Below are 20,586 nucleotides of genomic sequence, written 5' to 3' on the forward strand. Positions count from 1 at the left end.
ACCGGCCGGCGCGCGTCGTAGCCAAGCTCTACGGCCAAGCCGGCCGGTCGATCAGGCGGCCCGTTTCAGCCAACCCGAAGGGCCGGGCATCTTTCCGCCAGGGCAGAGGCGATCGGCTCGGACGTACCAAGGGGTATGCCCTTCGCCAATCGCCTCTGCCCTGACGAAAATCTGCTCCGGCAGAATGCTGCAATCTGATCGGGAAAGGCTCTAGCAGTTTTTTCGCATGTTGGCTTGCTTTTGATGACGATATTGCCGATATGTGCATCCGGGAGGTTGGTGGTGGACGAGCCACTCGCCAACCGGGTCAGGTCCGGAAGGAAGCAGCCCTAACGAGCCCGGCACGGGTCATCGTGCCAGCCTCCCACCTTCTCTCCACGAAGTGCCCGACGATCCGGGCGACAAGCAGGGCGATGAGCGACACCGAGCGACAATCAAAAGATGCCGCCTCGACGGGCACCGGATACCGAGTGCTGGCTCGCAAATACCGCCCCAAGGATTTCACGGACCTGATGGTCGGCCAGGAGCCGATGGTCCGTACCCTCACCAACGCCTTCGAGACCGGCCGCATCGCGCAAGCCTACATGCTGACCGGCGTGCGCGGCGTCGGCAAGACGACGACGGCGCGCATCCTGGCGCGGGCGCTGAACTACAAGACATCGGAAATCGACAAGCCGACGATCGACCTTCGCACGCCGGGCGAGCACTGCCAGGCGATCATGGAAGGCCGGCATGTCGACGTAATCGAGATGGATGCCGCTTCTCATACCGGCATCGACGATATCCGCGAGATCATCGAGCAGGTGCGTTACCGGCCGGTTTCGGCGCGCTACAAGGTCTATATCATCGACGAAGTGCACATGCTGTCGACACAGGCTTTCAACGGCCTGTTGAAGACATTGGAAGAGCCGCCGGAGCATGTGAAGTTCATCTTCGCCACCACCGAGATCCGCAAGGTGCCGATCACCGTGCTGTCGCGCTGCCAGCGCTTCGACCTGCGCCGCATCAGCGCCTCCGATCTCGTCGGGCTGTTCACGACGATCGCGGCCAAGGAAGGCATCGAGGCGGAAGCCGACGCGCTGGCGATGATCGCGCGTGCTGCCGAAGGCTCGGCGCGCGACGGCCTGTCGCTGCTCGACCAGGCGATCGCCCATGGCGCGGGCGTCGTGCAGGCGGAAGCCGTGCGCGGCATGCTCGGCCTTGCCGATCGCGCCCGGATCGTCGATCTCTTCCAGCATATCGTCAAAGGCGATGTCGCCGCCGCCCTCGGCGAGTTCCAGAACCAGTACGAAGCCGGTGCCAATCCGGTGGTGGTGCTGACCGATCTTGCCGATTTCACCCATCTGGTGACGCGGCTGAAATATGTGCCGGATGCGGCAAACGATCCTTCGCTCAGCGAGGTCGAGCGCACCAAGGCGGCGGAATTCGCCAAGGGCGTTGCGGTGACGACGCTGTCGCGCATCTGGCAGATGCTGCTCAAGGGCATTCCGGAAACGGAAGGCTCGTCGCGGACGGCAGGGGCGGCCGAGATGGTGTTGATCCGGCTTGCGCATGCCGCGCATCTGCCGGCGCCCGAGGACGCGGCGCGGCGGCTTGCCGAATTTTCCGGCGACAATGCCGGGACACGGCCCTCCTCCTCGCCGTCCGGCAATGGCGGCGGCAACGGTACACGGGTTCCCTATCAAAGCAGTGTCGCGGCGCGTGCAGCGGAAACCGCGCCGAGCCAGCCGCCGTCTTCCGCGCCGGTGGCGATGCTGCGTGCCGTGCCGAGCAGCCAGCCGGAGACCATGCCTGTCGGGCGGATCGAGCCAAAACCGGCGGAGGCACCGAAGCCGCTCGTCCCGGTCAATTCGGTCAATGATATCGTCAACCTCGCCACCGAGAAACGCGATCCGAAGCTGAAGGCGATGGTGCGCACCTTCTTGCGCCCGGTTCGGATCGAAGCCGGCCGGCTCGACGTCAGCCTGGCTCCCGGTGCGCCGACGACGCTGCTCAACGAGCTTGCCGTCAAGCTGAAGGAATGGACCGGCATCCATTGGATCGTCAGCCTCAGCCGCGACGAGGGTCAGCCGACGCTTGTCGAAGCGGAGGCCAGGGTGCGGGAACAGCATGTGATCGACGCGCGCCAGGACCCTGACGTGGCGGCAATCCTTGCACATTTTCCCGGTGCTAAGATCATCGACGTGCGCGTACGGGCGCCCGAACCGGAGGAGGAAGGCGAGGCGACGCCACCGGCCGCCGCCGAATCCGAGGAAGGTGACATCCTGCCGGGCGACGACATAGAATTCTAAAGTTTCAACAAGGAGCGAGACGATGCGCGACATCATGGGCATGATGGGCAAAGTCAAGGAAATGCAGGCCAAGATGGAGCAGATGCAGGCGGAGATCGCCGAGCTCACGGCCGAAGGCAAGGCGGGCGGCGGTCTCGTCGCCGTGGTCATCACGGGCAAAGGCGAGCTGAAGAGCCTGAAGATCGATCCGTCGCTGTTCAAGGAAGACGATGTCGAGATCCTCGAGGACCTGATCGTCGCCGCCCACAAGGACGCCAAGGACAAGGCCGAGGCGCTGGCCGCCGAAAAGACCAAGGCGCTGACGGCAGGCCTGCCGATCCCGCCGGGCTTCAAGCTGCCGTTTTGATCTATACGCCACGTATGCCCAGTGGTCAGCGTCCGGCTTCCAACAACGCTCTCAGCTTGTAGTGGATCGGTGCGGCGAGATATCGCGATCGGTCCGCCTCGGACAGGCGGCGGCCGAACGTCTTTATCAGCTCCGGCATCGTGACTTTCTCTCCCGCAAAGGGTCGATAATCGACAGGCATCCCAGCCTCGGCTACGCCACCTTGGATGACGCGGCAGTAGATGCCGGGACGAGCAGCGGCTGTATAGCGTTTGACGAATTTCGGATCGGCCATCCTGGCGGCGAAGGTGGCGCAGGGCATGCGACATGCGGTGACTTCGAGGATGATGTCCCCCGATGTGAACCGGTCGCCGACGGCGACGTCGCGATTGTCGAGGCCTGAGATCACCATGTTTTCGCCGAAGGTGCCGGGCTCGTAGGGCTGGCCAAGCTCCGTGCCCCACCAGTCGAGCGTCAGCGATCCCTCGACATAGACCGCCTGGTCGACGCCGCCATGATGTTTGCGGTTGCAGATCGCATCGCCGACGAGACCTTCGGCGTCGATCATCACCGCGCCGTTGACGGCGTGTTTGAAGATGCCGGTCTTGTAGCTCTTGCCCGGCAGTCTTTCCGGATTGCTGATGCACAGGGCCAGGATTTTCATGAGATGGCCGATCCTTCCGCGATTCCGTTTTCGTTCCATATCAGTTAAGAACGGCGCATGGCAAAACGAGTCACCGGACCCGAAATCGAAAAACTCATCCAGCTTCTGGCGAAGGTGCCGGGCCTCGGGCCGCGCTCGGCGCGCCGGGCGGCACTGCATCTGATCAAGAAGAAGGACCAGCTGCTCGGCCCGCTGTCGAATGCGATGGGCGAGGCCTATGACAAGGTGAAGATCTGCTCGCGCTGCGGCAATGTCGATACGGTCGACCCCTGCATTGTCTGCACCGACGTCCAACGCGATCAATCCGTCATCATCGTCGTCGAGGACGTATCGGATCTCTGGGCGCTGGAGCGGGCAGGCGCGATGAACGCCGCCTATCATGTGCTCGGCGGCACCCTGTCGCCGCTCGACGGGGTCGGTCCTGATGATCTCAACATTCGCGGCCTGATCGACCGGGTCGGGGAAGGCGGTATCCGGGAACTGATCATCGCGGTCAATGCCACCGTCGAGGGACAAACGACGGCGCATTATATTACCGACCAGTTGCAGGGGCTCGACGTGAAGATCACGCGGCTGGCGCACGGCGTGCCCGTCGGCGGCGAGCTCGACTATCTCGACGAGGGCACGCTTGCGGCCGCGCTTCGAGCGCGGACTGTGATATGAGGGGTTTGGCTATGCCGAAGAGCACGGGGATATTCGCACTCGCTTTAACGGCAGCTCTCCTGCCCCTCTCCTGTTACGCGGCCCCTTCAAAAACCGATGTCGAGGTGCAGTTCGAAAAATGGGTGCAGGCCGACCTCTGGCCGGAGGCGAAGGCGAACGGCATTTCGGAGAGGGTCTTTCAAGCCGCTTTCTCCGGCATCACGCTGAACTGGAACCTGCCCGATCTCGCTCCGCCGGGTTTCCCGCCGCCGAAGGAGCAGAAGCAGACGCAGGCCGAATTTTCCTCGCCCGCTCCCTATTTCAACGAGGACCAGCTGAAGAAGCTTGCCGCAACGGGACGCGGCTTTGCCGCCCAATACGGCTCGACGCTGAAGCGGATCGAAAAAACCTATGGCGTGCCGGGCTCGATCGTGCTGGCCATCTGGGGCCGGGAGACGGGCTTCGGTGCGGCGAAGATCCCGAATTCGGCGATCGAGGTGCTGGCGACCAAGGCCTTCATGTCGACGCGCAAGGAGATGTTCCGCACCGAGTTGGTGGCCGCACTCCATATTCTCGACGGCGGCGACGTCACACCTGCCAACTTCAAGGGTTCGTGGGCGGGCGCACTCGGCCAGCCGCAGTTCATGCCGACCAGCTATCTGAAATATGCCGTGGATTTCGATGGCGACGGTCACCGCAATATCTGGACCTCGGTGCCCGATACGCTCGCCTCGATCGCCAATTACCTGGTCAAGAAAGGCTGGCAGCGCAACCGCGACTGGGGCTTCGAGGTGTCGATACCGGAGGCGGTCTCCTGCGCGCAGGAGGGACCCGATCTGGCAAAGCCGCTGTCGCACTGGGCCTCGCTCGGCATCGACCGCATCTCCGGCAAGGGCTTTCCCTCCGGCGAAATGAAGGCTGAGGGCATGATGCTGGTTCCGGCCGGCCGCGACGGACCGGAATTCATCGTCACGCCGAATTTCTACATCATCAAGGAATACAATAATTCCGATCTCTACGCGCTTTATATCGGCAATCTTGCCGACCGGATCGCCTATAATGGCGGCGCCTTCCAGGGCAGATGGGGCGACGTCGGCAAGATGCTGCGATCGGACGTCGCCGCCATGCAGAAGGCGCTGGAACGGCAGGGTTATGATGTCGGAGGTTCCGACGGTCTGCCGGGCTACAAGACCCGACGTTCGATCGGCCAGTGGCAGGCTAAGAACGGCATGAAGCCGACATGTTTTCCCGAGGCGACGATGAAAGGCAAGCTGAAGTAATCGGCTTTAGAGCGGTTCAGCTTTTCATGGAAACGCCGAACCGCTCTAACCTTTTGTTTTGACGCAATTCCGGACGGAAAACCGCTTCGCACTTTTCCTGGAATTGCTCTAGAGAGTGCGTTTCAGCCCTTCATGGCTGGCAACGAAACCGAGCCTCTCGTAGAAGCGAATCGCATCCTGTCGCGCCTTGTCCGATGTCAGCTGCACCAAGCCGCAGCCGCGCTCGGCGCACTGAGCAATCGCCCATTCGATGAATTGCGCGCCGAGGCCCGAGCCGCGAAGATCCCTTGCCACACGCACGCTTTCGATCTGGCCGCGCCACATGCCCGTCCTCGAAAGACCGGGAAGAAAGCTCAGTTGCAGACAGCCGACGACCTGATCGGCCGCGTCGGTCGCGACAGCCAACAGCTGGTTGGCATCCGCCTCGATCGCGGCGAAGGCCGAGAGATAACGTGCATCGACGGGATCGGAGACGATTTCTCTGGCTCCGCCGAGATCGTCATCGCCAAGAAGCCGGACGATGGCGGCAAGATCGGATAGGCGGGCGAGCCTGAAATTATGCATTGACTGTTCTCAATGATGCAGATCGATCGGCGCTTTGTGGAAGACATCGTCACCTGGCGCAATGGCCTGGCGCTCGATCATGCGGTGAACATGAGGCGGGCCTTCGCCGCGATGGAGCGCGCGCAGCCTGTCGATATTTTCGGCATCGGCCTGCGTGCGCCGCTGGTTGTGCCTTATATATTCGACCCATGTCGGCGTATGATAGGTCTCCGTCCACAGCCCCGGATTTTCAAGATCGCGCATCAGCGCCCAATTACGGGCGCCGTCGCGGATGCGGATGCGGCGGCGCTCGCCCATCAGCGCCATGAATTCCGCAAGGTCGTCGTCGGCAATCTCATAGTCGACCTGGATGACGATCGGGCCGCTGCGCGGCGTGATGTCGAGGCTGAGCGCCGGCGCTGTGAAGCGGTTCAGCGGATCGAGGTTCAGCGAGGCGAAGGCCGGCATGGAAAAACGCAGACCGATCGCGATGCCGAGCAGCATGACGGCGGATGACATCAGCAGCGCATCGGCGACGCCGTAGCGATCGGCGGCAATGCCCCACAGCCAGCTGCCGCCGGCAATGCCGCCGAAGGTGACGGTCTGATAAAGCGACAGCGCCCGGCCGACCACCCAGCGCGGCGTCGAAAGCTGGACGATGGTGTTGAACAGCGAAAGTGCGGAGACCCAGCAGGCGCCGGAAACGAGCAGCCCGGCGGAGGTCAAGACGGCGTTCGGGCTCACGGCTGCAATAACCGCGCTCAATGCGAAGCCGGCAAAGGAGAGGCGGATGATTATCTCGCTGGACAGCACCTGGCGAAGCCTGGCATTCAGCACCGCACCGCCAATCGCGCCGATGCCGAAGGCGCCGAGCATGAAACCATAGGTCAGCGGGCCGCCGGCAACGAGATCGAGGGCGACGACCGGCAGCAGCGCCAGGATCGAGCTGGCGCCGATGCCGAAGAGCAGCCCTCTGACGAGGACCTTTTCGAGATTGGGCGACATCGAGACATAACGCAGGCCGGCAAAGATGGCGCTGCCGAGCGCCTCCCGCGGCAGGGTCGAGACGAGCGCGGCTGGCCGCCAGCGCAGCAGGGCGTAGATCAAGGCGAGGTAACTCAGCGTGTTCACCGCGAAGGCCGCGGCCGCGCCGGCAGCCGCGACGATGACGCCGCCGATCGCCGGGCCGACGCTGCGGGTGATGTTGAAACCCATGCTGTTCAGCGTGACCGCTGCCGGCAGATCGGCGCGCGGCACCATATCGCCGACCGAGGCCTGCCAGGAGGGATTGTTGAGCGCGGTGCCGCAGCCGATCAGGAAGGTGAAGAAGAGCAGCAGCCAGGGCGTGATCCAGCCGAGCAGGGCTGAGGCCGTCAGCAGCGCCGAGACGGTGAGCATCATGCACTGCGCCGTCAGCATGACCCGGCGCCGGTCGTAATTGTCGGCCAGCGCACCCGATATCAGCGAAAACAACATGATCGGCAGCGCCGTCGAGGTCTGCACCAGCGCGACCATGTCCTCCGACGCGGTGATCGTCGTCATCATCCAGGCCGCACCGACCGCCTGGATCAGGCCGCCGAAATTCGAAGAAAGGCTCGCGAACCAGATGGTGCGGTAGGTATCGTGCCGCAAAGGCGCCAATGTCGACGAAGTGTAGGCCACGATTTCTCCCGCTTTTGTTATTGCGCGCCAACGGCAATATATGCGCAAGACCGGCGCTAGCCATAGGCCTCATCACGTCACCGGAAGCGAATTGGCCGAATCGGTCGCAGACCTTGCAATTTCGGAAAAACCCGACTATATGCCTCTCAAATTCTTGATCGCTTGATGAAGAGTGGGCCGCAAGGACCCGCTCTTTTTTATTACCGCGATCGCTTAAACAGCATGAAATTGCGAGGAGCGCACCGCTTGTCGGACATGACAAACGCAGACAATGAACGTGAGCCGCGGCTGATTACCGAAACCGGGCTCGACCAGCGTCTTGCCGATATCATCGAACCCGTTCTCGTCGGCATCGGCTTTAGGCTTATCCGCGTCCGTATGCTGAACCAGAACGGCGCGACGATGCAGGTTATGGCCGAACGCAACGACGGCACGATGTCGGTTCAGGATTGCGAAGAAGTCTCGATGGCGATTTCTCCCGTCCTCGATGTGGAAGATCCGATCGATAAAGAGTATCATCTGGAAGTGTCTTCGCCCGGCATCGACCGTCCGATGGTGCGGAAATCCGATTTCGTCCGCTGGCAGGGCCACCTTGTGAAATGCGAGACGTCGATCTTGATCGACAATCGCAAGCGCTTCCGCGGCAAGATCGTCGAAGCAGGCGCAGATGGTTTCACGCTCGAGCGTGACCAGGTTGCCTATGGGGAAGAGCAGAAGGTCACCATTCCCTTCACGGCGCTTAGCGATGCGAAGCTCATTCTGACCGACGACCTAATCCGCGACGCGTTGCGCGCCGACAAGCTGGCGAAAGCCCAGGCCGCCAACCAGAACGAAGCGGACGACCAGGAATAACCGATCAACAGACCGCTCCAGGGACGGGAACCCTGGGGTAAAGACGGAGAAACAAGACAATGGCAGTCAGTGCGAACCGGCTCGAACTTCTGCAGATCGCAGATGCAGTGGCGCGCGAAAAGGTCATCGACCGCGAGATCGTGCTGGCCGCAATGGCCGATGCCATCCAGAAGGCGGCACGCTCCCGTTACGGCACCGAGTCCAACATCCGGGCCGACATCAATCCGAAGACTGGCGAAATCCGCCTGCAGCGCCTGCTCGAAGTCGTCGAGAAGGCCGAGGATTATTCGACGCAGATCCCGCTGGAGCTTGCCCGCGACCGCAACCCGGACGCCGCACTCGGCGATTTCATCGCCGATCCGCTGCCGCCGATGGATTTCGGCCGCATCGCCGCACAGTCGGCCAAGCAGGTGATCGTGCAGAAGGTGCGTGAAGCCGAGCGCGACCGCCAGTTCGACGAATTCAAGGATCGCGTCGGCGAAATCGTCAACGGTACCGTCAAGCGCGTCGAATACGGCAATGTCATCGTCGATCTCGGCCGTGGCGAAGGCATCATCCGCCGCGACGAAATGATCCCGCGCGAAAACGTCCGCTATGGCGATCGCGTCCGTGCCTACGTCTATGACGTCCGTCGCGAGCAGCGCGGCCCGCAGATCTTCCTGTCGCGCACGCATCCGCAATTCATGGTGAAGCTCTTCACCATGGAAGTGCCGGAGATCTACGACGGCATCATCCAGGTGAAGTCGGTCGCCCGCGACCCGGGTTCGCGCGCCAAGATCGCCGTGATCTCGAACGACAGCTCGATCGATCCGGTCGGCGCCTGCGTCGGTATGCGCGGCTCACGTGTTCAGGCCGTGGTCGGCGAGCTTCAGGGCGAAAAGATCGACATCATTCCGTGGAGCCAAGATCCGGCGACCTTCGTCGTCAATGCCCTGCAGCCGGCCGAAGTCGCCAAGGTCGTTCTCGACGAGGATGCCGAGCGTATCGAAGTCGTTGTTCCCGACGAGCAGCTGTCGCTTGCGATCGGCCGCCGCGGCCAGAACGTCCGCCTCGCTTCGCAGCTGACCGGCTGGGATATCGACATCATGACGGAGGCCGAGGAATCGGAACGCCGCCAGAAGGAATTCAACGAGCGCACCAACCTGTTCATGGATTCGCTCGATGTCGACGAGATGGTCGGCCAGGTTCTGGCTTCGGAAGGTTTTGCCGCGGTTGAAGAACTGGCTTATGTCGATCTCGACGAAATCTCGTCGATCGACGGTTTCGACGAGGAGACGGCGCAGGAAATCCAGCAGCGCGCCCGCGAATTCCTCGAGCGTCTCGAAGCCGAGATGGACGAGAAGCGCAAGGCGCTCGGTGTCCAGGACGAACTGCGTGAGATCAACGGCATGACCGCCCAGATGATGGTGGCGCTCGGCGAAGACGGCATCAAGACGATCGAGGACTTTGCCGGCTGCGCTGCCGACGATCTCGTCGGCTGGTCGGAGCGCAAGAACGGCGAAACGAAGAAGTTCGAGGGCCTGTTCTCGAAGTTCGACGTCTCGCGCGTCGAAGCAGAACAAATGATCGTCCAGGCCCGCCTTTCGGCTGGCTGGATCACGCAAGAGGACCTGGCGAAGGGGACCGAAGAAGAGGTCACCGAAGCCGAACAAGAAGCATGATGACCGCGCATGAACCGGACGCTCCTCTCGAGGACGACGATCTTGCAGGTTATGACGTGAACGGACGCATGTGCATCGTGACGCGCGAAAGCGGATCGCCGGAAGAGCTGATCCGCTTCGTCGCCGCTCCCGATGGAACAGTTGTCGCCGATCTGAAGCGCGAGCTTCCGGGACGCGGATGCTGGGTAAAGATCGACCGGTCGCTGGTCGACAGGGCGGTGGCGAAGAAGCTCTTCGCGCGCGCGCTGAAGACGGATGCGAAGGCGGCGGACGATCTCGGCGCGAGTGTCGATCGGCTGCTCGCGGCGCAATTGATGCAGATGATGAACATGGCGCGGAAAGCCGGCCAGTTCGTCAGCGGGTCCTCGAAAGTGGATGCCGCGGTCAGAAGCGGAGCAGCCCTTGCGGTGTTCCACGCGACTGGCGCAGCGGACGACGGCGTCCGGAAAATCGACCAGGCCCGCAAGGCCTGGCACCTCGGAATGGAGACCGAGGAGGAGATACCTTCCTTCCGTCTCTTCTCGGAGAGCGAAATGGAAGGCCTGATGGGCCAGAATGCTTTTATCCATGCCGCAGTGCTTGCAGGGCAGGCGGGTGAAGGTGTAGTGAAGCGCGCAAAGATGCTCGAACAGTACCGTAATGGCGGTCAGTCCCGGGCAGCGGGCGGCGCTGGCCGGCAAAAACAATGAGGCGGTCACCGGCATCGGCCGGTCCCATACTCATTGATCGACAGTATTGAACGACAGGGTCTGATCTAGTCATCGCTCCCTGTCCGAAGGAACGGGAACGAATGACTGATAGTAACGACGACAAGACAATCAGCGTAGCGGGCAAAAAGACACTCACCCTGAAACCATCGGGGATGAGCCAGGGCACCGTTCGCCAGGATATGGGTCGAGGTCGCACCAAGGCGGTCGTCGTCGAGACCCGTAAGCGGCGTCCGATGCGCCCGGAAGACGAAAAGCCGATCACGCCCGTCGCTCCGGCGGCCCCCGTGCGCGCAGCCGAACCGGCGCCCGCACCCGTGCAGGCGCGTCCGCAACAGCCGACGCCGGCTCCGCGGGTTCAGCAGGGCAACAACAACCAGACGAACCAGCGTCCGCCGCAGCAGTCTCACCAGCCGCCGCGCCAGAACGATCGTCCGCGCCCGGTGGTGCTGAACCATCTGTCGCCGGAAGAGATGGATGCCCGCCGCCGCGCGCTTGCCGACTCCCAGGCGCGTGACGCCCAGGATGCGATCCGCCGCGCCGAGGAAGAAAAGCGCCGTGCCGCCGAAGAGGTTGTCCGCAAGGCAGCCGAAGCGGAAGACGCTGCCCGCCGGGCCGCTGAAGAGGCTATCCGGCAGGCTGAGGCACCCGCTGTTGCTGAATCCGCAGCCGCAGAACCGGCTCCGGCCGAAGCACGCACCGACGCGGCACGGCCGCAGCAGCCCGCATCGTCGGCACCGGCCGCACGCCGTCCCGATGCGGCTGGAGCACCTGCTGCTCGTCCGGCACCCGGCGCTGCCGTCCCCGGCGCCGTTCGCGGCCGCCGCGACGAAAAGGAAGAAGACGATCGTGGCGCAGCGCGCGGCGGTCCGGTCCGTGGCCGCGTCGTTCGCCCGGAACCCGCAAAGCCGGTCACGACTCGTCCAAAGACGGATGAAGAGCGCCGTCGCGGCAAGTTGACGATCACCACTGCCAACGTCGACGGCGAGGACAATGCCCGCGGCCGTTCGCTCTCGGCGATGCGTCGCCGGCAGGAGAAGTTCCGCCGCGGTCAGATGCAGGAAACCCGCGAGAAGATCTCCCGCGAGGTGATTCTGCCCGAGACCATCACCATTCAGGAACTGTCGCAGCGCATGTCCGAACGCGCCGTCGACGTCATCAAGTACCTGATGAAGGAAGGCCAGATGATGAAGCCGGGCGACGTCATCGACGCCGACCTCGCCGAAATCATCGCCGGCGAATTCGGCCATACGGTCAGGCGCGTGTCGGAATCCGACGTCGAACTCGGGATCTTCAACGTGTCCGACGACGATGGCGAACTGGTTTCCCGTCCGCCCGTCGTTACCATCATGGGCCATGTCGACCACGGCAAGACCTCGCTGCTCGACGCCATCCGCCATGCCAACGTGGTCTCCGGCGAAGCCGGTGGCATCACCCAGCATATCGGCGCCTATCAGGTGGAGCAGAACGGTCAGAAGATCACCTTCATCGATACGCCCGGCCACGCCGCCTTCACGGCAATGCGTGCCCGCGGTGCGCAGGCGACCGACATCGCGATCCTGGTCGTCGCAGCCGACGACAGCGTGATGCCGCAGACGATCGAATCGATCAACCACGCCAAGGCGGCCGGTGTTCCGATCATCGTGGCGATCAACAAGGTCGACAAGCACGAGGCTGATCCGCAGAAGGTCCGCAACCAGCTGCTGCAGCACGAAGTCTTCGTGGAATCCATGGGCGGTGAAGTGCTTGACGTCGAGGTTTCGGCCAAGACCGGCAAGAACCTCGACAAGCTGCTCGAGGCGATCCTGCTGCAGGCGGAAATTCTCGATCTCAAGGCGAATGCGAACCGGACCGCCGAAGGCACGGTCATCGAAGCCCAGCTCGATCGTGGCCGTGGTTCGGTCGCGACCGTGCTCGTCCAGAAGGGCACGCTGCGTCCGGGTCAGATCATCGTCGCCGGCGACGTCTGGGGCCGCGTGCGCGCTCTCGTCACCGATAAGGGCGACCATGTGAAGGAAGCAGGTCCGGCAACGCCGGTCGAGGTTCTCGGTCTTTCCGGCACGCCGCAGGCCGGCGACAAGTTCGCCGTCGTCGAAAGCGAAAGCCGTGCCCGCGAAATCTCGGAATATCGTCAGCGTCTGGCCCGCGACAAGGCGGCTGCCCGCCAGTCGGGACAGCGCGGTTCGCTGGAACAGATGATGATGCAGCGCCAGAGCGTCGGCATCAAGGAGTTCCCGCTGGTCATCAAGGGTGACGTGCAGGGCTCGATCGAAGCGATTGCCGGCGCACTGGAGAAGCTCGGCACCGACGAAGTCCGCGCCCGCATCGTCCATTCGGGTGCCGGCGGCATCACCGAGTCGGATATCTCGCTCGCCGAAGCCTCGAACGCGGCCATCATCGGCTTTAACGTTCGTGCGAATACGCAGGCACGCCAGTTCGCCGAGCGCGAAGGCATCGAAATCCGCTACTACAACATCATTTACGACCTCGTGGATGACGTGAAAGCAGCGATGTCGGGTCTCTTGTCTCCGGAACGGCGCGAAACCTTCATCGGCAACGCCGAGATCCTCGAGGTGTTCAACATCACCAAGGTCGGCAAGGTTGCAGGCTGCCGTGTCGTCGAAGGCAAGGTCGAACGTGGTGCGGGCGTCCGCCTCATCCGCAACGACGTTGTCGTTCACGAAGGCAAGCTCAAGACGCTCAAGCGCTTCAAGGACGAAGTGTCCGAAGTGCCGATGGGTCAGGAATGCGGCATGGCCTTCGAAAACTACGAGGACATGCGCGCCGGCGACGTCATCGAGTGCTTCCGCGTCGAGCATATCACGCGCACGCTCTAAGCTGCTGCGCCTGAACTTTTCCGAAAGCCATCCGCCAGCCGGCGGATGGCTTTCGGGCATCTGCTGACTTGACCTTTTCGACCAAAAGAGTCATGGACGCTCTCCTTTGACGGGTTCGATTCCCAGCCGCATCGGCAAATAGAGATAACAATGACCAGACCAACTTCTTCCGCGCCTTCGCAGCGCATGCTGCGCATTGGCGAACAGGTTCGCGCCGCGATCACCCAGGTGCTGCAGCGCGGCGAAGTGCGTGACGACGTCATCGAAGCGACCGTGATCTCGATCTCGGAAGTGCGCATGTCGCCGGACCTCAAGATCGCCACCGCCTATGTGACGCCGCTCGGCGTTTCCGACCACAGCATTGTCATCCAGGCGTTGAACCGTCATGCAAGGTTCATCCGTGGCCGGCTCGGGCCGCAGCTTCGGCAGATGAAATACATGCCGGAGGTGCGCTTCCGCGACGATACCAGCTTCGACAACTACAAGAAGATCGACGAGCTGCTGCGTTCGCCCGAGGTGAGCCGCGACCTCGACGGCGATAATGACGAACAATAAACAGAAGAGACGCATGTCCAAACCACGCAAACCCAAAGGCCGGCCGATTTCCGGCTGGCTGATCCTCGACAAGCCGGTGGATTTCGGCTCGACGGAAGCCGTCTCCAAGATCAAGTGGCTCTACAAGGCCGAGAAGGCCGGTCATGCCGGCACGCTCGATCCGCTCGCCTCCGGCATGCTGCCGATCGCGCTCGGCGACGCGACAAAGACCGTTCCCTACGTGATGGACGGCCGCAAGATCTATGAATTCACGGTGAGCTGGGGCGAGGAGCGTGCGACCGACGATCTCGAGGGCGAAGTGACCAAGAGTTCGGACAAACGCCCGAGCGAACAGCAGATTCGCGATATCCTGCCTGGATATATCGGTACCATCAGCCAGGTGCCGCCGCAGTTTTCCGCTATCAAGATCGCAGGTGAACGCGCCTATGATCTGGCGCGCGAAGGCGAAACCGTCGAAATCCCCTCGCGTGAGGTCGATATCTTCCGGCTGACTTTGCTCGCCAGCCCGGACGTCGACAGCGCGCATTTCGAAGTGGAATGCGGCAAGGGCACCTATGTCAGGGCGCTGGCGCGCGATTTCGGCCGCGAGCTTGGCTGCTACGGCCATGTGTCCGGCCTGCGGCGCACCTTCGTCGCGCCTTTCGCGGAAGAGGCCATGGTGCCGCTCGCAGATCTCGTGGCACTGGAAGCGATCGAGGATATGGACGAGCGGCTGGCGGCCCTCGACGCGCTGCTGATCGACACCTGCGAAGCGCTATCCTCCCTGCCCCATCTCGTCATCAACGACGACCAGGCGCACCGGTTGAAGATGGGCAACCCGATCCTGGTGCGTGGCCGCGATGCGCCGGTTGCCGAAAGCGAAGCCTATGCGACGGCCCGCGGCAAGCTGATCGCGATCGGCGAGATCGGCCAGGGTGAGTTTCGCCCGAAGCGGGTTTTCGCCTGAGCCTATCTGGCTTTCTGACAACGACAGCGATTGTCAGGCGGTAGCGATGCGATATCTTCCCTGTCGGGCCATGGGAGCCCGACAGAGGGAAAGATCATGCGCCGAACTGCTATCGGAATCCTAACGTTCTTTTCGATGTTTCTCGCCGTTGCCGGCGCCCGATCCGCCGAGCGCTGGGCCGAGCTTCCGGCCTTTCCTTCGATGCCGGCGGCAAAGACGAGCGGCATGGCCGAGGTGAACGACATCAAGATGTATTACGCCGAATATGGCGAAGGCGACCCCATCCTGTTCATTCATGGCGGTCTTGGAAATGCCGACGTCTGGGGTCACCAGGTCGTCGATTTTGCGAGGGATCATCGGGTCATCGTTGCCGACAGCCGCGGACATGGGCGCTCGACGCGCAGCCAGCAGCCCTTCGGTTACGACCTGATGACGTCTGACTACGTCGCCCTTCTCGACTATCTGAAGATCGACAAGGTGACGCTTGTGGGATGGTCGGACGGCGGCATCATCGGCATCGACATGGCGATGAAAAATCCGGAGAAGCTGACGCGCGTCATTGCCCAGGCCGCCAACGTCACGACTGACGGCGTCAAGGCCGACGTGATGAACAACAAGACCTTCAACGACTACATCAACGTCGCCGGCGACTATTACCGGAAGCTGTCGCCGACGCCGAACGAATACGACGCCTTCGTCAAACAGATTTCCCACATGTGGGAGACCCAGCCGGCCTGGACGGCAGCGGATCTTGGAAAGATCACGGTGCCGGTCACGCTCGCCATCGGCGACCATGATGAGGCCGTAAAGCTCGACCATACGGAGATGATGGCGAAAGACATTCCGGGCGCCAAGCTCGTGATCCTGAAAGATGCCAGCCATTTCGCCATGCTGCAGGATCCCGCGGGTTACGATGCGATGATCCGGGACGCCATGGCGGGCCGCTGAAAACCGCTGCGGGAGCTCCCCTCTTTCCATTGCTGCTTATTTGGTTTATAGGCAGCGCCAGCGTCAGGTTTGCCTGCTCGCATTCACGGCCAAAGCTGGACGACATCCCGGCTTTTGGCGACTTTATCTCCTCCTCTTAGAAAGGATCACCCGATGTCGATCACTGCTGAGCGCAAGTCTGCGCTGATCAAGGAATATGCGACCGTTGAGGGCGATACCGGTTCTCCGGAAGTCCAGGTCGCGATCCTGACCGAACGCATCAACAACCTGACCGAACACTTCAAGGACCACAAGAAGGATAACCATTCCCGCCGTGGCCTGCTGACGATGGTTTCGAGCCGCCGCTCGCTTCTTGACTATCTCAAGAAGAAGGATGAAGGCCGCTATTCCAAGCTGATCACCAGCCTGGGTATCCGCCGCTAAGATTGTCCGGCGGGTGCTTTCTGAGCGCCCGCCGGATGTGTTTCGGGACACGGTTCCCAATGAAATATTCCAGCCGCGCCCTATCTTTTAGCGGTGGAAAGACCGGCAGACCCGGATGGGCCGGTTCTGCCAAACCAACCGTTGACCTGTCATGGGGCAGGATTGCCGGATGCTTTGGCCAAGGCTTGTCAATGAGCTTTGGCCCGGTTTCTCTGGAAAGCCTGAGGAAACCGAGGATGAAAAGCCTCCCGTTGTCTTGCCCGTGATACGTCACATTGATTGCGGTCGACTGTGCGCTGCGCCTTGATATCGGCGATGGCGCGTGCTCCCGCATTGAAGGACAAGACATGTTTGATACACACACAGTCGAAATCGAGTGGGCCGGCCGCCCGCTGAAACTCGAAACCGGCAAGATCGCCCGTCAGGCCGACGGCGCGGTTCTCGCCACCTACGGCGAAACCGTCGTTCTCGCCACCGTCGTCTCGGCCAAGGCGCCGAAGGCCGGCCAGGACTTCTTTCCGCTCACCGTCAACTACCAGGAAAAGACCTATGCGGCCGGCAAGATTCCCGGCGGCTATTTCAAGCGCGAAGGCCGTCCGAGCGAAAAGGAAACCCTGGTTTCCCGCCTGATCGACCGCCCGATCCGCCCGCTTTTCCCTGAGGGCTACAAGAACGACACGCAGGTTGTCGTTACCGTTATCCAGCATGACCTCGAAAACGACCCGGACATCTTGTCGATGGTCGCTACCTCGGCAGCGCTGACGCTGTCCGGCGTTCCCTTCATGGGCCCGGTCGGCGGTGCACGCGTCGGCTACATCAACGGCGAATACGTTCTCAACCCGCATCTCGACGAGATGGACGAATCGAGCCTCGACCTCGTCGTCGCCGGCACCTACGACGCCGTGCTGATGGTGGAATCCGAAGCCAAGGAACTTAACGAAGACGTCATGCTCGGCGCCGTCATGTTCGGCCACAGGGGCTTCCAGCCGGTCCTCGATGCGATCATCAAGCTCGCCGAAGTGGCCGCCAAGGAGCCGCGCGACTTCCAGCCGGCAGACTACTCCGCTCTCGAAACCGAAATGCTCGGCCTTGCCGAAGGTGAACTTCGCGAAGCCTACAAGATCACCCAGAAGGCCGACCGCTACGCCGCCGTTGACGCCGTCAAGGCGAAGGTGAAGGCGCACTTCCTCCCCGAGGAAGACGAAGCCCGGTACACGGCCGAAGAAGTCGGCGCGATCTTCAAGCATCTGCAGGCGAAGATCGTCCGCTGGAATATCCTCGACACCAAGAGCCGCATCGACGGCCGCAACCTCGAAACCGTCCGTCCGATCGTTTCGGAAGTCGGTCTTCTGCCGCGCACGCATGGTTCGGCGCTCTTCACCCGCGGCGAAACCCAGGCGATCGTGGTTGCCACCCTCGGCACCGGCGAAGACGAGCAGTATGTCGACAGCCTGACGGGCATGTACAAGGAGCGCTTCCTGCTCCATTACAACTTCCCTCCCTACTCGGTTGGCGAGACCGGCCGCATGGGCTCCCCGGGCCGCCGCGAAATCGGCCACGGCAAGCTCGCGTGGCGCGCGATCCGTCCGATGCTGCCGACGCCTGAGCAGTTCCCCTACACGCTGCGCGTCGTCTCCGAGATCACCGAGTCGAATGGCTCGTCCTCGATGGCGACCGTCTGCGGTACCTCGCTCGCTCTGATGGACGCCGGCGTTCCGCTGGCAAAGCCGGTTGCCGGTATCGCCATGGGTCTGATCCTGGAAGGCGATCGCTTCGCTGTCCTTTCCGACATTCTCGGTGACGAAGACCACCTCGGCGATATGGACTTCAAGGTCGCCGGTACCGCCGACGGCATCACCTCGCTGCAGATGGACATCAAGATCACCGGTATCACCGAAGAGATCATGAAGGTCGCCCTTGGCCAAGCCCAAGGCGGTCGCGTCCACATCCTCGGTGAGATGTCCAAGGCGATCACCGAAAGCCGCGGCCAGCTCGGCGAATTCGCTCCGCGCATCGAAGTCATGAACATCCCGGTCGACAAGATCCGTGAAGTCATCGGCTCCGGCGGCAAGATCATTCGCGAAATCGTCGAAAAGACCGGCGCGAAGATCAACATCGAGGATGACGGCACCGTCAAGATCGCCTCGTCCTCCGGCAAGGAGATCGAAGCGGCCCGCAAGTGGATCCACTCGATCGTCGCCGAGCCAGAGATCGGTCAGGTCTACGAAGGCACGGTCGTCAAGACCGCCGACTTCGGCGCCTTCGTCAACTTCTTCGGCGCCCGCGACGGCCTCGTCCACATCTCGCAGCTTGCTTCCGAGCGTGTTGCCAAGACGCAGGACGTCGTCAAGGAAGGCGACAAGGTCTGGGTCAAGCTGCTCGGCTTCGACGAACGCGGCAAGGTTCGCCTGTCGATGAAGGTCGTCGACCAAGCCACCGGCCAGGAAATCCCGAACGAGAAGAAGAAGGAAGAAGCGGCCGAATAAGCCGCCTTCCAGATTTGCTACCGGGCGCGGGAATGCTTCCGCGCCCTTTTTGTATGAGAAGACGAGACGAGACCATGAGCAGCGAGACGCTGAAGACCCTGTTCCATCCCTTTGCCAGCGGCACAGTCGCGGCGCCCGGCGAGGGCGAGCGCGTGCTCTTCCTCGGCGCCGAGGCAGGCTTTGCGCTGCCGGAAGGCTTTGCCGCCTCGCTCAGCGCCGTTCAGGGCTTCCGGCCGCTCTATCGGCAGCTGCTGGCGCAGCGGATCGAAGCGAAGCCGGAGATCGACGGCGAGGACTACGATGCGGCTCTGGTGCTCTGCACCAAGCACAAGGGCGAGAACGAGGCCAATCTTGCCGCTGCTATCGCCCGTACGCGGCTCGGCGGCCTGATCGTCGTTGCCGGCGCCAAGGAGGACGGTATCCAGCCGCTGCGCAAGCGGATGGAAGGTTTCAATCTTGCCGTCGATCATATGCCGAAATATCACGGCGTCGCCTTCTGGTTCGGCCGGCCGGCGGAGGTAGACGAGATTATCTCCAAGCTGGCAAAGGCGCCGGTGCGCGTCGACGGCCGTTTCAATGCAACCGCCGGCATGTTCTCGCATGACCGCATCGATGCCGGATCGGAGCTGCTGGCCTCGCGCCTGCCTGAGGATTTCACCGGCGACGTGGCGGATTTCGGAGCCGGATGGGGCTATCTCTCCGTCGAGATGGCGCAGAAGTCGCGTGGACTGACGCGCCTGGACCTCTACGAGGCCGATCACGCGGCTCTGGAGGCTGCCAAGGATAATCTGGCTCAGAACTGCCCGAACGCGCCTGTGCGCTTCTTCTGGCACGATCTGGCGGGTGAGCAGGTCAAGGATAAATACGATCTCGTCATCATGAACCCGCCGTTCCATGAGGGACACGCGGCCGAGCCGGCGCTCGGCCAGGCAATGATCAAGACTGCCGCATCCGCCCTTCGCGGCGGCGGCCGCCTGATGCTCGTCGCCAATCGCGGCCTGCCTTACGAGCCGGTTCTGGCGGCGAATTTCAGGGAAAGCGGCGAAACCTGCCGCAACGCCCGGTTCAAGGTGCTGTGGGCAAAGAAATAGGGCTCAAGCAGCCTCAATTTCCTTGCGTGCGGCACTCGCAAGGAAAGCCGAACGGGTAAGGCCGCGCTCTTTCGCGGCCTTGTCAATCGCATCCAGCATGCCTTTGTCGAAGGTGACATTGGCTCGAACGGTGCGCGTCGCATCTTCGATAAATGGAATGCGCGTCAAAAAAGCGCCCGCAGCCAGTTGCTCGCGGATGTCCTGCTTGGAACTGATCTCATCGTATGAGGACGGCATCGGCAGGGTTTCATCCTCTGCCCAGAGACGAAGTGCTTCGATAGCGTTTGCGGTCAGATCCTCCTCCTCATCGGCAGCGGAGAATACTGACGGCAGGTCCGGAAAGCTGATTCCGAAAGCGCTGTCCCTGTCCTTGTGCACGAGAGCAATGAAATATTTCATGATTTGTCACTCGCATTCCATCCAGCCTGTTTCGCAATCGCAAGCGCGGTGCCGATCGGCAGATCCTTCTTCGGGTGCGGGACGATGATTGTCTGATTGCCTCTTCGAAGCTTGTGGTGCGAGCCCTTGATCGAAACGACTTCGAAGCCTTCCCGCTTCAGCCTAGCGATAATCTTCTGACTGTTTCGCTCCACAAGACCGCCCCAAATCCTTTTCCAATATAACTCTTCTGGGTAAAAACAACAAGGCCATGCACATTATAATGCGCATGGCC

At 62.1% G+C, this 20,586-nt stretch carries 19 protein-coding genes and 1 other RNA gene; 15 read left to right on the forward strand and 5 right to left on the reverse strand.

Translation table 11 applies throughout. The features are described 5' to 3' along the window. The first annotated feature begins 271 nt into the window (after positions 1 to 271). The 3 genes from ffs (at position 272) to GFM02_RS28050 (ending at position 2,637) form a co-directional block, all read left to right on the forward strand. An RNA gene (ffs, locus tag GFM02_RS28040) (signal recognition particle sRNA small type) lies at positions 272 to 368 on the forward strand. Positions 369 to 413: 45 nt separating this feature from the next. Further along, entirely contained in the window at positions 414 to 2,291 is a 1,878-nt protein-coding gene (locus GFM02_RS28045; protein WP_168323460.1) for a DNA polymerase III subunit gamma/tau, read from the forward strand. A 22-nt stretch (positions 2,292 to 2,313) separates the two neighbouring features. Beyond that, positions 2,314 to 2,637: a YbaB/EbfC family nucleoid-associated protein gene (locus tag GFM02_RS28050; protein WP_003544342.1), complete on the forward strand. Its 324-nt coding sequence runs from the start codon at positions 2,314 to 2,316 to the stop codon at positions 2,635 to 2,637. A gap of 25 nt (positions 2,638 to 2,662) precedes the next feature. On the opposite strand, the gene GFM02_RS28055 is transcribed toward GFM02_RS28050, so the two are convergent. After that, positions 2,663 to 3,280 (reverse strand): MOSC domain-containing protein, encoded by a 618-nt coding sequence (locus tag GFM02_RS28055; protein ID WP_205930494.1) that lies wholly within the window; start codon positions 3,278 to 3,280, stop codon positions 2,663 to 2,665. A 57-nt stretch (positions 3,281 to 3,337) separates the two neighbouring features. Between GFM02_RS28055 and recR the strand changes: the two genes are divergently transcribed. Both recR and GFM02_RS28065 read left to right on the forward strand, forming a co-directional pair. Further along, positions 3,338 to 3,943 (forward strand): recombination mediator RecR, encoded by a 606-nt coding sequence (gene recR / locus GFM02_RS28060; protein ID WP_003544338.1) that lies wholly within the window; start codon positions 3,338 to 3,340, stop codon positions 3,941 to 3,943. 11 nt (positions 3,944 to 3,954) lie between these two features. Continuing rightward, positions 3,955 to 5,202, forward strand: a complete 1,248-nt coding sequence (locus tag GFM02_RS28065; RefSeq protein ID WP_168323462.1) for a lytic murein transglycosylase — start codon at positions 3,955 to 3,957, stop codon at positions 5,200 to 5,202. 108 nt (positions 5,203 to 5,310) lie between these two features. Here the strand turns inward: GFM02_RS28065 and GFM02_RS28070 are convergent, their stop codons facing one another. Both GFM02_RS28070 and GFM02_RS28075 read right to left on the reverse strand, forming a co-directional pair. Further along, complete coding sequence (locus tag GFM02_RS28070; RefSeq protein ID WP_168268202.1) at positions 5,311 to 5,766, reverse strand: GNAT family N-acetyltransferase; 456 nt, start codon at positions 5,764 to 5,766, stop codon at positions 5,311 to 5,313. A gap of 9 nt (positions 5,767 to 5,775) precedes the next feature. After that, positions 5,776 to 7,455 carry an MFS transporter gene (locus GFM02_RS28075; protein WP_205930495.1) on the reverse strand — a complete coding sequence of 560 codons (1,680 nt, stop codon included), beginning with the start codon at positions 7,453 to 7,455 and terminating at the stop codon, positions 5,776 to 5,778. 198 nt (positions 7,456 to 7,653) lie between these two features. Here GFM02_RS28075 and rimP point away from each other — a divergent pair, with 198 nt between their 5' ends. From rimP to GFM02_RS28125, 10 genes are all read left to right on the forward strand, one after another. Next, the gene (rimP, locus tag GFM02_RS28080; protein ID WP_168323464.1) at positions 7,654 to 8,259 is read left to right on the forward strand and encodes a ribosome maturation factor RimP; all 606 of its coding nucleotides are present in this window, start codon (positions 7,654 to 7,656) and stop codon (positions 8,257 to 8,259) included. Between the two features lie 59 nt (positions 8,260 to 8,318). Continuing rightward, entirely contained in the window at positions 8,319 to 9,920 is a 1,602-nt protein-coding gene (gene nusA / locus GFM02_RS28085) for a transcription termination factor NusA (protein WP_003555785.1), read from the forward strand. Then, the gene (locus tag GFM02_RS28090; protein WP_205930496.1) at positions 9,917 to 10,609 is read left to right on the forward strand and encodes an RNA-binding protein; all 693 of its coding nucleotides are present in this window, start codon (positions 9,917 to 9,919) and stop codon (positions 10,607 to 10,609) included. Before nusA ends, GFM02_RS28090 begins: the two co-directional genes overlap by 4 nt. A 101-nt stretch (positions 10,610 to 10,710) precedes the next feature. Further along, positions 10,711 to 13,464, forward strand: coding sequence for a translation initiation factor IF-2 (gene infB / locus GFM02_RS28095; RefSeq protein ID WP_077977146.1), 2,754 nt, complete (start codon positions 10,711 to 10,713; stop codon positions 13,462 to 13,464). Between the two features lie 150 nt (positions 13,465 to 13,614). After that, positions 13,615 to 14,019: a 30S ribosome-binding factor RbfA gene (gene rbfA / locus GFM02_RS28100; RefSeq protein ID WP_020052333.1), complete on the forward strand. Its 405-nt coding sequence runs from the start codon at positions 13,615 to 13,617 to the stop codon at positions 14,017 to 14,019. 13 nt (positions 14,020 to 14,032) lie between these two features. Beyond that, a complete protein-coding gene (gene truB / locus GFM02_RS28105) occupies positions 14,033 to 14,965 on the forward strand; it encodes a tRNA pseudouridine(55) synthase TruB (RefSeq protein WP_168323466.1) in 933 nt (310 codons plus the stop codon). 96 nt (positions 14,966 to 15,061) lie between these two features. After that, the gene (locus GFM02_RS28110; RefSeq protein WP_168323467.1) at positions 15,062 to 15,913 is read left to right on the forward strand and encodes an alpha/beta fold hydrolase; all 852 of its coding nucleotides are present in this window, start codon (positions 15,062 to 15,064) and stop codon (positions 15,911 to 15,913) included. A gap of 153 nt (positions 15,914 to 16,066) precedes the next feature. Then, positions 16,067 to 16,336: a 30S ribosomal protein S15 gene (rpsO, locus tag GFM02_RS28115; protein ID WP_003544317.1), complete on the forward strand. Its 270-nt coding sequence runs from the start codon at positions 16,067 to 16,069 to the stop codon at positions 16,334 to 16,336. 347 nt (positions 16,337 to 16,683) lie between these two features. Continuing rightward, on the forward strand, positions 16,684 to 18,822 hold the full coding sequence (gene pnp, locus GFM02_RS28120; protein ID WP_168323468.1) for a polyribonucleotide nucleotidyltransferase: 2,139 nt from the start codon (positions 16,684 to 16,686) through the stop codon (positions 18,820 to 18,822). A 74-nt stretch (positions 18,823 to 18,896) separates the two neighbouring features. Continuing rightward, on the forward strand, positions 18,897 to 19,913 hold the full coding sequence (locus tag GFM02_RS28125; RefSeq protein ID WP_168323469.1) for a class I SAM-dependent methyltransferase: 1,017 nt from the start codon (positions 18,897 to 18,899) through the stop codon (positions 19,911 to 19,913). Positions 19,914 to 19,916: 3 nt separating this feature from the next. Here the strand turns inward: GFM02_RS28125 and GFM02_RS28130 are convergent, their stop codons facing one another. Further along, complete coding sequence (locus GFM02_RS28130; RefSeq protein ID WP_020052328.1) at positions 19,917 to 20,312, reverse strand: type II toxin-antitoxin system HicB family antitoxin; 396 nt, start codon at positions 20,310 to 20,312, stop codon at positions 19,917 to 19,919. Next, a complete protein-coding gene (locus tag GFM02_RS28135; protein ID WP_020052327.1) occupies positions 20,309 to 20,506 on the reverse strand; it encodes a type II toxin-antitoxin system HicA family toxin in 198 nt (65 codons plus the stop codon). The genes GFM02_RS28130 and GFM02_RS28135 overlap by 4 nt, the downstream gene beginning before the upstream one ends. Positions 20,507 to 20,586 lie beyond the last annotated feature (80 nt).

The sequence above is a fragment of the Rhizobium leguminosarum bv. viciae genome (assembly GCF_012276115.1).
GTDB lineage: Bacteria > Pseudomonadota > Alphaproteobacteria > Rhizobiales > Rhizobiaceae > Rhizobium > Rhizobium leguminosarum_T.

Bases quoted from the DNA above. Each gene is read 5' to 3' on its own strand.
- GFM02_RS28045 (WP_168323460.1), top strand. From the start codon at position 414: ATGAGCGACACCGAGCGACAATCAAAAGATGCCGCCTCGACGGGCACC.
- GFM02_RS28050 (WP_003544342.1), top strand. From the start codon at position 2,314: ATGCGCGACATCATGGGCATGATGGGCAAAGTCAAGGAAATGCAGGCC.
- GFM02_RS28055 (WP_205930494.1), bottom strand. From the start codon at position 3,280: ATGAAAATCCTGGCCCTGTGCATCAGCAATCCGGAAAGACTGCCGGGC.
- recR (WP_003544338.1), top strand. From the start codon at position 3,338: ATGGCAAAACGAGTCACCGGACCCGAAATCGAAAAACTCATCCAGCTT.
- GFM02_RS28065 (WP_168323462.1), top strand. From the start codon at position 3,955: ATGCCGAAGAGCACGGGGATATTCGCACTCGCTTTAACGGCAGCTCTC.
- GFM02_RS28070 (WP_168268202.1), bottom strand. From the start codon at position 5,766: ATGCATAATTTCAGGCTCGCCCGCCTATCCGATCTTGCCGCCATCGTC.
- nusA (WP_003555785.1), top strand. From the start codon at position 8,319: ATGGCAGTCAGTGCGAACCGGCTCGAACTTCTGCAGATCGCAGATGCA.
- GFM02_RS28090 (WP_205930496.1), top strand. From the start codon at position 9,917: ATGATGACCGCGCATGAACCGGACGCTCCTCTCGAGGACGACGATCTT.
- infB (WP_077977146.1), top strand. From the start codon at position 10,711: ATGACTGATAGTAACGACGACAAGACAATCAGCGTAGCGGGCAAAAAG.
- rbfA (WP_020052333.1), top strand. From the start codon at position 13,615: ATGACCAGACCAACTTCTTCCGCGCCTTCGCAGCGCATGCTGCGCATT.
- truB (WP_168323466.1), top strand. From the start codon at position 14,033: ATGTCCAAACCACGCAAACCCAAAGGCCGGCCGATTTCCGGCTGGCTG.
- GFM02_RS28110 (WP_168323467.1), top strand. From the start codon at position 15,062: ATGCGCCGAACTGCTATCGGAATCCTAACGTTCTTTTCGATGTTTCTC.
- rpsO (WP_003544317.1), top strand. From the start codon at position 16,067: ATGTCGATCACTGCTGAGCGCAAGTCTGCGCTGATCAAGGAATATGCG.
- pnp (WP_168323468.1), top strand. From the start codon at position 16,684: ATGTTTGATACACACACAGTCGAAATCGAGTGGGCCGGCCGCCCGCTG.
- GFM02_RS28125 (WP_168323469.1), top strand. From the start codon at position 18,897: ATGAGCAGCGAGACGCTGAAGACCCTGTTCCATCCCTTTGCCAGCGGC.
- GFM02_RS28130 (WP_020052328.1), bottom strand. From the start codon at position 20,312: ATGAAATATTTCATTGCTCTCGTGCACAAGGACAGGGACAGCGCTTTC.